Source organism: Halobacillus sp. Nhm2S1 (assembly GCF_019599545.1).
Taxonomy (GTDB): Bacteria; Bacillota; Bacilli; order Bacillales; family Halobacillaceae; genus Halobacillus.
In genome coordinates this window covers 452,443-468,236 of the sequence record NZ_JAIEZV010000002.1, presented here as the reverse complement: position 1 = coordinate 468,236, position 15,794 = coordinate 452,443, and the positions used below count along the sequence as shown (strand labels likewise).

Genomic DNA, 15,794 nt, shown 5'->3' with positions numbered 1-15,794 from the left:
TCTATCTACTATTAATCTTCAGCTTCATAAACTGGCTTTGGTAAGAATAGACGTGATTGTAAAGCTCTCACAACCGATACTCCTGGTTTGGTTGTTTGAATTCCAGCACCTATCTCAAGCTGGAAAACGGCTTATCAGTCAGTGGTTTCGAGGGGCTTACATGGCAAAAGCGAGTCATTCCCCGCAGCCCTATCCACTTATGCAAAATCTCGAAACAAGGTCTTCTAAAATAGAGAAACTCTCAAAAACTACAGGGGAGATAGTGAATAGAAGGTTTAGACTAGAGCGGCGTGGGAATACGGAGTGGGTGCATGGTTGTGGTGGTTTTGTATGATAATGGAAAAGATATGACCGAACGATTACGATTCCATTAAGGTTATGGTAAAATCGAAAAGTATGGACTATAGTTATACATAGCATTCTACTCCAGTGGTTTTGCAATAAGAGAGGGTTAGAAATTGAAATCTAAATTAGGCTTAGCAAGCATACTATTTATCGGCGCGACCTTGATTCTGAAAGTGTCCGGACTGCTCCGTGACATGGTCATCGCCTACTACTTCGGTGACAGTTACATCGCCGATGCGTACCTGGCTGCCTTCATCATTCCGAACATGCTGATTCTGTTCATGCAGAACGGGATGAAGAATGCACTCGTGCCCAGTTATATCGATGCCAAAGAAGAAAAGCGCGGCAAATCCCATTTGGGACAAGTGTTTAAAGGAACAGCAGGATTAGCATTAGTCTTTTCCATTCTCGGAATGCTCCTTGCTCCGCTGATGATCCGGCTATTCTACCCGGACTTTAGTGAACCAGCGACAGAAATCGCTACATGGGTGACGGTGATTTTCTTCTCCTGTATCGCTTTTGTCGGAATGAATTCCGTTTTAGAAGCTTTTTTCGATGCGGAGAACAAATTTGCCTTATCGATTGTCTCCCAGATTATCGTTATTTTAAGTTCCATTCTCGGAGCTTTCCTGTTTGCCAATCAAATCGGAGCCTATTCGCTGGCCTTCGGGTACCTGGCAGGAACGATTTTTTCTTTGATCTTCAAGTCCTTCATTGTCATCCCGCAAAGGGCGCTGTCACTTAAGCAGAAAGTCGATTGGCCTGAGGTCAAAAAGTTTTACTGGGTGTTCCTGCCCGTCGGATTGACGGTAGCGGTTGGTCAGGTGAACCTGATGGTCGGTTCTATCTTCGCGAGTTACCAGGGCGAAGGGGCCGTCACGTATATCAACTATGCGAAGAACCTTGTGCATATGCCCCAGGGCATCTTTGGCGTGACCATTGCCACAATTATCTTCCCGATGTTGTCTAAAGCGATTACGAAAAACGATACAGGGCAGTTTAAAAAAGGGATCGAGAAAGGCCTCACGACGATGTACCTCGTTCTCCTACCTGCAATCATCGGCATGATGCTTTTGATGCCGAATCTGATTGAGCTATTTTATGAACGAGGAGCCTTTAATAATTCAGCGACAGCTGCTACATCTCAGGTCGCCTACTTTTACTTTGGTTCGGTGTTGTTCTTCAGCTTGAATAACATCATCAACAAAGGTTTTTATACGATGAAAAAAGGTCACCTGATCTTGATGATCAGTCTTGGTTCGATTCTTTTGAACATCGTGTTCAACTTTATTTTCGCAGAATGGCTCGGGTACTTAGGGATCCCGCTTGCTGCATCTCTCATGGCTCTCTTCTATACAGGAGCCTGCCTGATTGTATTTGTGAAACTTGTGGGTGGACTCGACTTTAAGTACATCACGATCGATTATGCCAAAATTACAGCGGCAGCACTCGTCATGAGTGGAGCGGTTCTTGGGCTGCAGCAGGGAATCGGCAACCTGCCGAACCTTGTGCAGATCATCCTGGTAGCCATCGTAGGTGCAGCCGCCTTTGCAGCGACGGCTTTCGGACTAAAAGCGGATGCCTTTCTGTTCTTATTGAATCAAGTGCGAAGACGCAAAAAGAAAGGAGCAGCCTCATGAATAAAAAAGAACTTCTCATGAACGCTGTAAGACCCGTCAATGCGCCGGTCACGAACGTAATCCTGGGCCGGCATTACAGCGGGGACATGGAAGCAGTCAAAAATGAAAAAGTAAATAATGTGCTTGTCCTCGCTCCTCATATGGATGATGAAACCATCGGGCCAGGAGGGACGCTGAGACAGCATGCGGAACAAGGCGCGAACATCCATTGCCTCTTCATCACAGACGGGGGCAGCAGTGTTTCCGACCGTAGTGCGGAAGAGCTGATGGCTCTCCGTCGCAATGAGATTGACAAGGTTCAGGAGATCCTTGGTTTGGCGAGTGTTACGTACATGAACCAGCCGGATGGACAAGTAAAGAGTACAAGAGAAAGCATGGAACTGTTGAAAGAGAAAATCAACACGATCCAGCCTGAACTTATCTACTGTACACCGTATATCGATGCGCATGTAGATCATACGGCTACAGCGAAACTTCTGAGCGATACGCTTAAGGAGATGGAAGACTTCAAAGGGAACATTCGCATGTACGAAATCAACTGTGCGTTCCCACCGAGTGCCATTAATGTTCTTGTCGATACATCGGCCCAACATGCGAAAAAAGTCGAAGCGACAGAGGTGTTTGACTCTCAGGCGATCGCTTTCGACGGTTTTCTCAGACTGAATCAATACAAAGGGAAGCTGGCTGAACCGAATGTTCAAACAGCAGAAGGTTTTGTCCAATGGGACCGCCGTGGTTTCATTAACCACTGCGAAACGTTGGAGAAGATGGAATACAATTTCCCACGAAGCTTCAAACAGGTCAACAGGACCGATACATTATTATGGGCGATTTTTAAGAATTACGCCATGAAGAAAGATTTGTACCGAAAAACGTCAAACCCTTCAACATAGAAAAGAGGTGCACCGCATGCCAATTGATATCAAAAAACTTTACTTCGTTCCATTGACGCTCCTGCTCCTTATCGGAGGCGCCTACGTGGATGTGACGATTCTCGATCTAGCGATTATGCTGGCTTTTGCCGCTTATGCGATATACAAGCCGAAGAATTCATTGATCATTTTATTTATGTATTTCCCGATCCGTCCGTTCTTATTGGAATTTAACCCGACATTGAAAGGGATCGGCGACATCATTATTTTCGCTCTATTATTCCGGATATTAATCATGTACCGGAAAGACTGGAAGAAGCTGTTCGACTTTTACTGGTTTGAATATGCCTTTTTCGCGTTTTGTGGTGTTGGAGCCGTCTCTGCATTGATTACAGGCGTATCTCCTGTCGCAATCATCTTCCAAATACGTGGAATTCTTCTATTCTATCTCGTTTTCTATATTGTCAGAAGGCTGCACATCACAAGAGAAGATATTCGTAAGTTCATCTTCACGACGCTGATTGTCGCTCTTATGATCAGTATTCACGGAATTATCGAGAAGCTATCATTACGAAGCTGGCTGCTTCCAGAGAGCTGGGAGAACATGCCGCTGTCTTCGAAAAATAGAATCCGCATCTACGGCATGATCGGAAACCCTAATGTTCTTTCATATTACTTGAGCTTTGCCGTTGTTCTCGTGCTTTACTTCCGTAAGATTTTCACAGGGAATTGGCGCACATTCCTTTATGTAAGCATTGCGCTCATGTTTGGCGTATGGTCTCTCACGTACTCACGAGGCACATGGATTGCCTTCGGTGTCGCTTTGCTCATCTATTTGTTGGTGACAAGGACATGGAATTTCCTGAAACCGATGCTTCTCGCTCTTGTAGCTGGTGTCGTGCTGGTTGCCGTTCCAGTCAGTGTCGGTACATCCATTGTCGAAAATACGAATTTCGGACAGGAAAGCAAAGAACGCCAGTCGCAGTATGACGACAGTGAAGGAAGTTTCCGTGATCGTATGGGATCGACGTTCGATAAAGAAACCCGTGAACAGAGCAGTCAGTCCGGACGATTATGGATTGTTAATAAAGGATTTGAAATCTTCCTTGATCACCCGATTATCGGAACCGGATTTGCGACCTTCGGTGATGGGGCGACGTTAAGTTTTGGATCCCCGATCTACGATGACTACAACATCGACAGGGAATTTTATTCAGATAATCAATATATCCAGGTGATCACCCAGACAGGAATCGTGGGTGTCGTTCTGTTCGCCATCTTCCTATTGAATATGTTGTATTTGATTTGGAAACGCAGAAACGTAACCCTGCTTGCTCCCTTCCTACTTGCCGTCCTGATCGGAGCGTATGCAGCCGGAATGGTGTATAACATTTGGGAAGGCGATTCCTTTACGATCTTCTACTTCGCGATGCTTGGGTATCTCTTGAATATGAGGTCCGAGCATGAACACGACATGTAAGGGGGAGGAAGATGAGTAAACGCGTGCTGGTCATCAGCAATATGTATCCAAGCCGGAAAACACCGACCTACGGCATCTTCGTGAAGAACCAAGTCGAAGCTCTAAAACAGAAAGGCCTTCACATCGATACCGCAGTAAATAAGGACAACCGTTCCGGCAAGCTGAACCTTTTAAGAAAATATGCCTTGTGGTTTGTGAAAATCCTGTTCACCCTTCTAACGAAAGGTAGAAAATATGACGTCGTTCATGCGCACTATATTTTCCCGAGCGGTCTTCCCGCTCTCTTTTTCAAAAAGTTGTTCGGAACCAGGCTGATCGTCACATCCCATGGCGGTGATTTGGACCAAATGGCGAAAAAGGGCGGGTTGATCCGCAAAGCGACAGAAAAGATCCTACATGAAGCGGACGCTGTCATTGTGGTCGGAGAAGCTTTAAAGTCGGAAGTGACGGGTGAATTCGGAGTCCCTGCAGAGAAAGTATCGGTCATCAATATGGGAGTCGACCGTGATGTCTTCCAACCGCGCAATGCGGATGAAGCGAAAAAAGAGTTGCAGCTCTCCACAGACAAGAAGCACATCCTTTTCGTCGGCAACCATATTAAAGCCAAAGGACTTCAGGAACTCTTACAAGCGTTTCAAAACTTGAATGTAGATAAAGCCGAGCTTCATTTCATTGGCAGTGTGAAAGATGAAAGCTTTCTCCAAGAACTGAAGCAATCGATACGTCCTGAGTACAAGGAAGTTGTTCATTTCCATGGTACGAAAGATCAAGCGCAGCTGGCTAAATGGATGGCCGCGACTGACGTATTCGTCCTTCCCTCTCATATTGAGGGATTTGGACTTGTCGCTCTTGAGGCGATGTCCTGTCATACACCAGTCGTTGGGTCGGATGTCGGAGGCCTTTCCTACCTGCTTCGTGACGGGACCGGTGTTCTTATTGAACCGAAAGATGCAGATTCATTAAGGGACGGAATCCGGCGTGTTCTCACAGAGCCGGATTTACGAGAAGCAATGATTGAAAAAGGGGAAGCGGCGGCGAAAGAGAATGATAGCAACGTTCTCCTTGAGCGCATTGTTACCCTTTATGCAACGTAAATGTAAGATAACTCGCTCATGTAATGACATGGGACAATAATATTCAAGGAAACACCTTTACAGTTGTACTGAAAAGTGTGAAGGTGTTTTCTTATGAAAAAAGACCATCTTAATTTAGCACCCTTCCATTTATAACAATGATGATGATCTTTATATATGGATGGGTAAGGGTTAGAGCGAAAGGTCCAAGAAATAAAATAAGAGTCCGAAGCGAGGCGTCTTCGGACTCTTATTTTATTTTTGATGCGTATAGCAATATACTTTTCCATCGAATTCTCTATTAGATAAGCAAAACGTTTTTACTCTTTCTGACACTTCCTGATTACAGACAACGCATGAGGCTCGGGGTTTTGTTTGTGCTTTTAAAACATCGACATGGTGATTAAGAGCATCAGAATCAGCAATATGCTGTTTCTTTATGTCTGTATAGATACGGCTGACTTCCTCGGCAGACAGGAGAGGCTGATGATGTAAAAGCTTTTGTACGTGGATTTTACGATTAATGAATTCACTTAATTCGATATCGTAAACGATGAGCTGGTTACTTTTTATATCACGCAAATCAGTTCCAATCATAAAAGTGCACCTTTTAGTGAAGGATACGATTGATATCATACAATGCTCATATTTTTCTCCAATGATTCTAGTAAGTGCTTGTAGGTGTCCATAGTTCTGGATGAAGGGGTTCAACATTGTGAATTTTCCATTCACAGACCATGTCTTTTTATCTCTATCTCCATAAACGGTACCTTGATAGTTTTTTGTTTCAATGACGAAAATCCCATACTCTGTAATAAGTACATGATCAATTTGAGTGTATCCAGATTTTGATTTTGGATTTTTAATAAGTAAATCACTTAAATGTTTGTACTCTTTAGGCATTTGATCCAATTGGATATTGATTTTGTATTCTCCAATCTCACCTTTTCTCATACTCTTAGCATCTCTATCTTTAGAAGATCCGGCACTAGAATGGTGAGGTTTAGAAGAGGTCTTTTTCTTATCGACTTTTTTTCTCGAAAATAGTTTAGAGAACATGGACTCATCCTTTTTTTTGGATTTACCTCATATATCGTCATTAGTAGGTTCTTTTTAAATAGAAAAATTGAAGGGATATAACATTGGGAGAGGATTCTTCACTAAAATTAATAACATACCTAGGCACCTCAATTTTTTTTAAATCCTCAAATTTATTTCATGCAATTTATATAAAATTCAGACTTCGGTCATCCGAAATATATTCTCCTATGTTACGATAAAAAAAGGTAACGTTTTCATAGGTGGAGATGTCAATGAAGTTTTCCCTGCGGACGAAAATCATGGTCCTCATTTCATCCTTACTCATTTTGGTCATCGGTTTGTTGGCGAGTGTTTTTGCCTATATGGAGAAACGCGATGTAGAAAATCAGATGGGGCAACTGGCTCTTCAAGTAGCCAGTACCGTCTCGTTTATGCCTTCCATTAAAGAAGCGTTTGACACAGAAGATCCTTCTGAAGTCATTCAGCCGATCGCTTTGAGTGTGCAGGAGGAGTCCGGGGCGGAGTTTGTCGTAATCGGAAATAAAGACAGCATCCGTTATGCCCATCCCGATGAATGGAAAATCGGCAGGCGGATGGTCGGTGGTGACAATGAACGGGCGCTGAAGAATGGCGAATATTACATATCGAAAGCAGAGGGGACGCTTGGTCCTTCCTTAAGAGGAAAAGCGCCGATCATTGGTGAAAATGGGGACATTATCGGCATCGTTTCGGTCGGTTTTTTGCTGGAGGACGTTCGTTCCATCGTATGGAACAAGCTTGAGAACGTCTTTGGTGTCGCGGTCCTTGTATTAGTGGTCGGGGCTGTCGGAAGCCTTTTACTGGCGCGGAGTATACGAAAAGACTCGCTTGGCCTTGAGCCCTACGAAATTACGTCCTTCTACCAAACGCGCGAAGCCATTCTTTCTTCAATCAAAGAAGGGATCATATCCGTTGATGCAGAGGGGCGGGTGACGATGATCAACCAGTCGGCTATTGAATTGTTGAACTTGCCAGGAGGAGCTGAGGGACAGCTCATTACGGATGTCTTTCCTAACACAGAGATGCTGAAGGTGTTGGAGACAGGAAAAGGAACCAGGGACGAAGAAATGCTTTTGATGGATAAGGTCGTGATCGTCAATCGAACTCCGATTATGCATGAAGGACAGGTCGTCGGCGTTGTTTCCAGTTTTCGTGATAAAACAGAAGTCAGAAACATGGTCCAGGCGTTGTCGGAAGTGAAACGTCACTCGGAAAGTCTGCGCTCTCAGACGCATGAGCACGCCAACAAAATGTATGTGCTGCTCGGGCTTTTGCAGTTGGGGAAACAGGAAGAGGCGATGGGAATGATTCAAGAAGATTTCCATATATCGCAAAAGCATCAAGTCTTAATTTTTGACCGGATCCAGGAAGAAACAGTTCAAGCGATCCTGACAGGGAAAATGAGTACGGCTTCTGAGCAGAAAGTGGACTTCGTGATTCAGGAAGATTCGGGGTTAGGGCGTGTGCCTCCACATATCACAAAGACAGAGCTAGTCACGATGTTAGGGAACATGATCGATAATGCTTTTGAAGCGGTGAGTGGTCAAAAAGAGAAATATGTCGAGTTTTTTGTAACGGATGTAGGGAACGACATCGTTTTTGAAGTATCTGATAACGGGCCAGGCATTCCTGAAGACATCTATACTTCTCTGTTTGTCCGAGGTTTCTCTACGAAAGAGGGAGATGACAGAGGGTATGGTCTTCATAATGTGAGGGAGATTGTCGAGCAGCTGTCAGGGACGATGGAAGTGGACCATAGTGACGACGGCGGTGCGGTGTTCTCGATTTTTTTACCAAAACATACAGGAGGTGGACCGGATGAAGGTGATGATCAGTGAAGATGATTTTAGAGTCGCTGAACTGCATGCGCAATTTTTGCGAGTGGTTGACGGTGTAGAAGTTGTGGGCAAGGCTTTGAATGCGGAAGAGACGTTAGAGATGCTCGAGGAACAACATCCGGATCTCCTTCTGTTGGATGTGTATATGCCTGATCAGCTTGGCGTCGACCTCCTGCATGACATTCGTTCCATTGCACCACAAACAGATGTGATCATGATTACAGCCGCGAAGGAAAAAGAGATTGTGGAAAAGGCGCTGAAGTATGGGGTGTTTGATTATATTATTAAGCCTATTACGATGGAGCGATTTCAGGAGACGATTGAAAACTATCAGGAACGGAAAAAGCAGATGGACCAGATTGAGACCTTTGACCAAACCGCTGTCGATCAGTTGTTGAAGTCTTCGAATGAAGCGGTGGCGACCACTTCTATATCGGTGCCTAAAGGCATCGACCCCTTGACGCTTGAGAAGGTGGAAAGAATGCTTTCTGATGCTAGGGAAAATGGCTTGACGGCTGAGCAGGCCAGCAGTCAGATGGGAGCATCAAAAACGACCGCGCGAAGGTATCTGGAGTACTTGATCAGCATAGGGAAAGGCAAGGCGGAGATGAACTACGGAAAAGTCGGCCGCCCTCAGCGAAAATATTATAAAGGTTAAAGCATTGGGAGGACTCGTCGAAATGACGAGTCTTTTTTTGGTTTGATCAGAGAAAGGAATAAAGGAATGGAAATGTGAATAAATGTTAAAAACTGTAAGAACTCCCGTGAATTTTATTTGGTTAATTGATTTTATGCTTTTAATTTTAGTTATTTTGAAAACGGTTACATTTTAATTTCTATCTTATAAACTATCATCAAATAGCAAGAAGAGAGGGGACTCATTATATGAAGAAGCATGTATGGATGATCGGTAGTTTATTGATTGTTTTACTCTTAGCTGCTTGTGGCGGCGACTCTTCGGAAACGAGCGGAGACGGCGGCGATGGGGAATGGACGCCAAACAAGAATATTGAAATTGTCGCTCCTGCTGGTGCTGGCGGTGGCTGGGATACGACGGCTCGCTCTGTTGGAAAGATCCTTGAGGAAGAAGGCATCACCGAACAGAACGTCGGTGTCGTTAACAAAGAAGGCGGCGGGGGAGCTGTCGGTTGGTCTTACATCAACAGTACGAACAACCCGCACAACATTTTCGTTTCTTCTCCTCCACTGATTTTCGTTCCATTGAATGGCCAGTCAGATTTATCTCATGAAGATTTCACACCACTTTCCAACATGATTGCGGACTATGCAGCATTCGCTGTCGCAGATGACGCAAAGTGGCAGGACTTGAACGAGCTATTTGAAGATATGAAAAACGACCCTTCCAGCGTAACGGTCGTAGGAACATCTTCTCCTGGTTCTATGGACCACATGCAATTCGTCACTATCGCTAAAAAAGCAGGTGTCGATATTCAAAAAATCAAATACGTCTCTGCTCAAGATGGCGGAGGGATGACACAGATCCTGAACGGAAGTGCAGACGTTTATTCAACGGGAATTGCTGAAACGGTCGAACAAGTGAAAGCAGGCAAAGTTCGTGTACTGGGAATTACAGCAGAAGAACGTCTGGAAGGAGAAGTGATTGAAGACTTCCCGACAGCAGCAGAACAAGGCATCGACGCGACATTCGTTAACTGGAGAGGATTTTTCGGGCCTGGAGATATGACGGAAGGACAAGTCGCCTATTATGAAGAAAAACTGAAAGAAGTCAGTGAATCAGAAGCATTTGCCGAGATCCGTAACAATTATGGCTGGGATGAAATGTACATGGATAGTGAAGAGTACAGCCAGTTCCTGGATGAACAAAGAGAGGAACTAGGAAGCTTAATGGAAGAGCTTGGGTTGAATCAATAATAGATAGAAAGGGTCTGTACGCAGGCCCTTTTCTATTAGATTGAAGGTGATGTTCTTGCTGAAAACGTTGAACCAGAAAGTGAGTATTTTCTTGATTTTGTTCGCTGCTGGTTATCTTTATTTGACCTATAACTTAAAGGAATACCCTTATGTGCCAGTTGATTCGGATTTTGTCCCAAAGATCCTGGGCTATTTATTGATCATTCTTGCGGTCTTTTTGTTCTTTGATAAATCCTCAGAGACCGAAGAGGAAAAAGAAAAACGCCAGGTACCGAAAAAAGAAATGCTGGTCTTGCTCGCGGTGGGTGGCATGATCTTTCTTTACATTTTCCTACTGGAAATCATCGGTTTTGTCCTGAGTTCTATGCTGTTCATTATAGCCTGTTCCTGGTTCCTGGGGTACAGAAAGCTCGTCACGACGTTCCTCGTTGCGGTTCTATTTCCACTGATTATGTACCTTTCGTTCAATTACTTATTACAAATCCGTCTCCCGCAAGGAGTTCTACCATTTTAGAAGGAGGTGAGTCACCATGGGTGCAATGGAAGGATTAATGCAAGGAATTCAGGTCGCGTTCAGCTGGCAGGGGATCTTGTTCGTTCTGATCGGTGTCGTAGCCGGCACGCTCATTGGAATGATGCCGGGACTTGGTCCGATCAGTGCCATTGCGATCATGATTCCGATCACATATGGAATGGACCCCTCAGTCGCTCTAGTGATGATGGCAGGTGTCTATTACGGAGCTGTATTCGGTGGATCGACGTCCTCGATTCTCTTAAATGCTCCCGGAATATCGGGAACAGTTGCCACATCCTTTGACGGATATCCGATGGCCCAGCGAGGAGAAGCAGGAAAAGCATTGGCGATTGCTGCGATATCTTCTTTCGTCGGAGGGACGGTTTCTGTTGTTCTTCTGATGTTGTTCGCTCCCGCCTTATCTGCCGTTGCGGTTTCATTCGGTCCGCCTCAATATTTTGCCCTCATGTTCTTAGGTCTGACGGCCATCGCAAGTCTGTCAGATGGCTCAACGATTAAAGCTTTGATCACAGCTACCGTCGGTTTTATGGTAGCGACAATTGGAATTGATGGACAGACGGGGACAAGCCGTTTTACATTCGGCAACCCGAACTTACTGGAAGGCATAGATTTCCTAGTCATCGCTCTCGGACTATTTGCTCTCGCTGAAATTTGTTTTCTCGTCAAAAAACGAAAAGATCAGTCGCTCCAAAACCAGGGCGACATCGGAAGCCTGAAGCTTAGCAAAGCGGATTTCAAAGAGATGCGTGGCCCGATGAGCAGGCAGTCGTTCCTCGGTTTCATTCTTGGGGTTCTGCCCGGAGCAGGCGCGACAATCGCTTCCTTCATCGGTTATATTTCAGAAAAGAAAATCGCCAAAAATCCAAAAAAATTCGGGAAAGGATCAATTAAAGGGTTGTCTGCTCCGGAAACGGCCAACAACGCAGCGACTAGTGGTGCCTTCGTACCGTTACTAAGTCTTGGCATACCAGGATCCGGAACGACAGCCGTGATGTTAGGGGCTTTTCTCGTGCTCGGTATTCAGCCAGGGCCCCTTTTGATGGCCGATCGTCCGGAAGTTTTCTGGGGAATCATCGCGAGTATGTACATCGGAAATATCTTTTTACTAATTTTGAACTTACCACTCATTCCATACATCGCAAAAATATTGAAAATCGCTCGTCCAATGCTGATTTCCTTAGTTGCGATTTTCAGCTTGATCGGTGTTTATGCCATCAGCTTCAGTACCTTTGATTTGTATCTATTGTTGATATTCGGTTTCGTCGGCTATTTAATGAGACTATTCAGCTTCCCGGCAGCTCCGTTCATCTTAGCTTTCATCCTAGGAGGCATGATGGAGCAGTCATTAAGACAGTCTCTTACAGCTGCAGGTGGAGACATGATGATTCTCATCTCAGACCCAGTATCCATCGGACTTTACATCGTGAGTATCCTATCATTCGTTGTTCCGATCATTCGTAACCGAAAAAACACACAAGCCGAAGAGGCAGATCAAGAGTCGAATGCTTCCTAAGAAAAGGAGCGTTCGGCTTTTTTATTTTTGGACGACTAGTGCTTAAAATAAAGGAAAATCACCTAATTCGGTGTAAGGATCCCCTCACAAATCAAATATAATATGAAAATTTTTTTCAATCTATTGCAAATAAGAGTGAAAACGCTCACACTAAGAGTATAGCCGACATACAAAGCGTCACGTTTCTCACATCGCTGAAATTAAGCCTGATGCGGACTGTGTGCCTCCTGTTGCCTCTTTAAAAACAGCCGAATTTTCAGTAAAATAATTTTCATGGCAAACTACACATTTTAGACACATTTCATAAATGTCATGAATGAGGTAAACAATAAAACAGTGTTCCTGGCGCAAGCCTGTTCACTTACATATTTGATACTCATGCTTTATACTAATAAAAGCTGAAAAGTACAGGAGGTAACACGAATCATGGACCAACACAACATGAATAGTCATGGAATCGATACCGCAGAAATGATGGACGACATGACGTTTGTTTTATTCGGAGCAAGCGGTGATTTGGCGAAACGTAAGATCTATCCCGCTCTCTATAATTTATATATCGAGGGGAAAATGCCGAATTCCCTATCCGTCGTAGGCCTTGGACGTAGACCTTACACGCAGGAAGATTTCCATAACATCATTAAAGAGTCTCTGGAAACTTTCTCAAGAAGAGATGTAGACGAATCAAACTTGGACGAGTTCCTATCCTCTTTCCGTTATTTCATTTTTGATGCGATGAAGGATGAATCCTATCAGGGATTGAAAGCCTTTATTGAAGAAAGAGAAAGTGAGCTCTCCATTCCAGACAACCGTCTGTTCTATCTTTCGGTTGCACCGAAGTTGATTGAGCCGATCTCGGCCTCTCTTCACGAGAATGGAATTACAGATACAAGCGGTTGGAAGCGTCTGATTGTTGAGAAGCCATTCGGGAGTGACTTGCACTCTGCCCGTCATTTGAATGCAGAGCTTACGAAAGTTTTCCGGGAAGAAGAGATTTTCCGTATTGACCATTACCTTGGAAAACCGATGGTGCAGAACCTTGAATCGTTGATTCGTCCGAATCCGATTTTGAAGGCGCTCTGGAACCATGAACAGATTGCGAACGTTCAGATTACAGCGAGTGAGACGGTCGGTGTTGGAACGAGAGCCGGTTATTATGATAAGGCTGGGGCCATTCGTGATATGGTACAGAATCATTTGCTTCAGCTAGTGATGATGACCGCGCTTCACCACCCGGAAAAACTGACGCCGAAACAAATTGAAGAGAAGAAAAAAGCGATTATGGAATCGCTGCGCCCGGTCGAGGAAGATGAAATTTCTAAACATGTCGTGCGCGGACAGTATGAAGCGGGTGAAATGAACGCAGAGCCGATTCCTGGTTATTTAGAAGAAGACGGTGTAGCGGAAAACTCCAATAACGACACGTATTTCGCTGCTCGTTTGTACATCGATAACGATTATTGGAAAGGCATTCCTTTTTACATCCGTACAGGGAAACGTCTTGAGAAAAAATCGACACGCATTATTATTGAGTTTAAGAACGAAGTTGCCGCGGATGAAGATGCAGCTGGTGCGGTGTCCAACTTGTTGATGATTGAAATTAACCCGAACGAAAGTGTCGGGCTGCGCATCAACTTGAAAGACGATTCGAATGAGAAATTCGAACCTGCGTACATCAACTTCTCTAAAAACCTGGATGCCCAACCAGAGGCTTATGAAAACCTATTGGAAGACGCCATGCAGGGACACTCTACGTATTTTGCTCATTGGAGCGAGGTGGAGCTTTCCTGGAAGTGGGTTCAGCCAATCTTGGAGGCGTTCGAAAACGATGCTCTCCCTCTTCACGGTTATCAAGCCGGATCCGAAGGGCCGGAAGCAGCTGAGAAGCTCTTGAACGAAGACGGCTATACATGGTGGTAAAAACTTTTACAGATAGAATGGAAAGGATTTGATCGGAACATGGATAAGCAGAACATCGGAGTCATCGGTTTAGGAGTTATGGGGGCAAACCTTGCCCTTAATATCCAGGACAACGGCTACACAGTGTCTGTCTACGATTACTGGACAGACCGTGTGGACGAACTGGTCGGAAATGATGAGAATACAGGGAACATTTCTGGTGCCTACAGCGCTGAAGAATTCGTCGCTTCTCTTGAAAAACCACGCAAAATTTTGATGATGGTCAAAGCAGGAGAAACAACAGATAAAGTGATCGAGAGCCTTGTCCCTCACTTAGAAGAAGGCGACATGCTGATTGACGGCGGAAACACGTACTATGAAGATACTGAACGCCGTGCATCCTACTTAGAAGAAAAAGGCATCCACTTCATCGGAACAGGATTCTCCGGTGGGGAAGAAGGAGCTCGTAAAGGACCATCCATCATGCCAGGTGGACCAAGCGAAGCGTATGCAGAGGTTAAGCCGATCTTCGACGCAATCGCAGCAAACGTTGAAAGCACACCTTGTGCAGCTTACATGGGCCGCGGTGGTGCCGGCCACTACGTGAAAATGGTTCACAACGGCATCGAGTATGGTGACATGCAGTTGATCTGCGAAGCGTACTTCATCATGAAAAATGTTCTTGGTCTCTCTGCTCAAGAGCTTCATGAAGTCTTCAAAGAGTGGAACGAAGGAGAACTCGACAGCTACCTGATCGAGATTACAGCAGACATTTTCACAAAAGTAGATGAAGAAACAGGCAAACCTCTTGTCGATGTCATCCTTGATACGGCTGGTCAAAAAGGAACAGGAAAATGGACAAGTAAGAGTGCTCTTGACCTTGGTGTCCCACTTCCGATCATCACAGAGTCCGTATTCGCACGCTTCATTTCAGCGATGAAAGAAGAGCGCCAGAAAGCAAGCCAATACCTGACGGGTCCAGAAGTCACATTTGACGGAAACAAAGAAGAAGTCATCGAGTCTCTTCGCAAAGCGTTGTACATGAGCAAAATCTGCTCCTACGCGCAAGGCTTCGCACAGATGCGTGCACAGTCTGAAGAAAAAGGCTGGGACCTACAGTACGGAGACATCGCCATGAACTTCCGCGGCGGCTGTATCATCCGTGCCCAGTTCCTGCAGAAGATCAAAGACGCGTACGATAAAGACGAGAACCTGACGAACCTGCTTCTCGATCCTTACTTCCAGGATATCGCTGTTTCTTATCAAAAAGAGCTTCGTGAAACACTCGCTCTTGCGATTCAAAACGGTGTACCGATACCTGCATTCTCCAGTGCGCTTGCGTACTACGACAGCTACCGTACAGCCAAGCTCCCAGCGAACTTGCTGCAAGCCCAGCGTGACTACTTCGGTGCGCACACGTATCAGCGTGTGGATAAAGAAGGTACGTTCCATACCGATTGGATTAACGGATAATAGAAATCGAAGAGCGCAAGCCTGTAATATGGCTTGCGCTTTTTTTATTTTAAACGCGCAAACAAGAGGATAAGGAACGTACATAAGAAGTGTCAGTCCTACACAAGAAAGGAAGTCAACAATGATTCCAAGATCTGGCTTGAATCATTGAAG

The 15,794-nt window shown here is 44.9% G+C and carries 12 protein-coding genes; 11 read left to right on the top strand and 1 reads right to left on the bottom strand.

Annotated elements, in window-relative coordinates; all coding sequences use genetic code 11:
• The first annotated feature begins 458 nt into the window (after positions 1-458).
• From murJ to K2225_RS08660, 4 genes are read left to right on the top strand one after another with little or no spacing between them, the layout of a single operon-like run.
• Positions 459-1,985: a murein biosynthesis integral membrane protein MurJ gene (gene murJ / locus K2225_RS08675; RefSeq protein ID WP_220584386.1), complete on the top strand. Its 1,527-nt coding sequence runs from the start codon at positions 459-461 to the stop codon at positions 1,983-1,985.
• On the top strand, positions 1,982-2,878 hold the full coding sequence (locus K2225_RS08670; protein ID WP_220584385.1) for a PIG-L deacetylase family protein: 897 nt from the start codon (positions 1,982-1,984) through the stop codon (positions 2,876-2,878). Before murJ ends, K2225_RS08670 begins: the two co-directional genes overlap by 4 nt.
• 16 nt (positions 2,879-2,894) lie before the next feature.
• The gene (locus K2225_RS08665; protein WP_220584384.1) at positions 2,895-4,337 is read left to right on the top strand and encodes an O-antigen ligase family protein; all 1,443 of its coding nucleotides are present in this window, start codon (positions 2,895-2,897) and stop codon (positions 4,335-4,337) included.
• An 11-nt stretch (positions 4,338-4,348) separates the two neighbouring features.
• The gene (locus K2225_RS08660) at positions 4,349-5,431 is read left to right on the top strand and encodes a glycosyltransferase (RefSeq protein ID WP_220584383.1); all 1,083 of its coding nucleotides are present in this window, start codon (positions 4,349-4,351) and stop codon (positions 5,429-5,431) included.
• 234 nt (positions 5,432-5,665) lie between these two features.
• Here K2225_RS08660 and K2225_RS08655 read toward each other — a convergent pair whose 3' ends face one another.
• Positions 5,666-6,469: a nuclease-related domain-containing protein gene (locus tag K2225_RS08655; protein WP_220584382.1), complete on the bottom strand. Its 804-nt coding sequence runs from the start codon at positions 6,467-6,469 to the stop codon at positions 5,666-5,668.
• 254 nt (positions 6,470-6,723) lie between these two features.
• Here K2225_RS08655 and K2225_RS08650 point away from each other — a divergent pair, with 254 nt between their 5' ends.
• The 7 genes from K2225_RS08650 to gndA all read left to right on the top strand — a co-directional run bounded on the left by K2225_RS08650 (position 6,724) and on the right by gndA (position 15,641).
• Positions 6,724-8,328 (top strand): ATP-binding protein, encoded by a 1,605-nt coding sequence (locus K2225_RS08650; protein WP_220584381.1) that lies wholly within the window; start codon positions 6,724-6,726, stop codon positions 8,326-8,328.
• Positions 8,309-8,986 carry a response regulator gene (locus tag K2225_RS08645; protein WP_220584380.1) on the top strand — a complete coding sequence of 226 codons (678 nt, stop codon included), beginning with the start codon at positions 8,309-8,311 and terminating at the stop codon, positions 8,984-8,986. The genes K2225_RS08650 and K2225_RS08645 overlap by 20 nt, the downstream gene beginning before the upstream one ends.
• A gap of 227 nt (positions 8,987-9,213) precedes the next feature.
• On the top strand, positions 9,214-10,221 hold the full coding sequence (locus K2225_RS08640) for a tripartite tricarboxylate transporter substrate-binding protein (RefSeq protein WP_220584379.1): 1,008 nt from the start codon (positions 9,214-9,216) through the stop codon (positions 10,219-10,221).
• Between the two features lie 55 nt (positions 10,222-10,276).
• Positions 10,277-10,735, top strand: coding sequence for a tripartite tricarboxylate transporter TctB family protein (locus K2225_RS08635; protein ID WP_220584378.1), 459 nt, complete (start codon positions 10,277-10,279; stop codon positions 10,733-10,735).
• A gap of 16 nt (positions 10,736-10,751) precedes the next feature.
• A complete protein-coding gene (locus tag K2225_RS08630) occupies positions 10,752-12,269 on the top strand; it encodes a tripartite tricarboxylate transporter permease (protein WP_220584377.1) in 1,518 nt (505 codons plus the stop codon).
• 474 nt (positions 12,270-12,743) lie between these two features.
• Positions 12,744-14,189 carry a glucose-6-phosphate dehydrogenase gene (zwf, locus tag K2225_RS08625; protein ID WP_146817702.1) on the top strand — a complete coding sequence of 482 codons (1,446 nt, stop codon included), beginning with the start codon at positions 12,744-12,746 and terminating at the stop codon, positions 14,187-14,189.
• A 39-nt stretch (positions 14,190-14,228) separates the two neighbouring features.
• Positions 14,229-15,641, top strand: coding sequence for an NADP-dependent phosphogluconate dehydrogenase (gene gndA, locus K2225_RS08620; RefSeq protein WP_220584376.1), 1,413 nt, complete (start codon positions 14,229-14,231; stop codon positions 15,639-15,641).
• Positions 15,642-15,794: the final 153 nt, after the last annotated feature.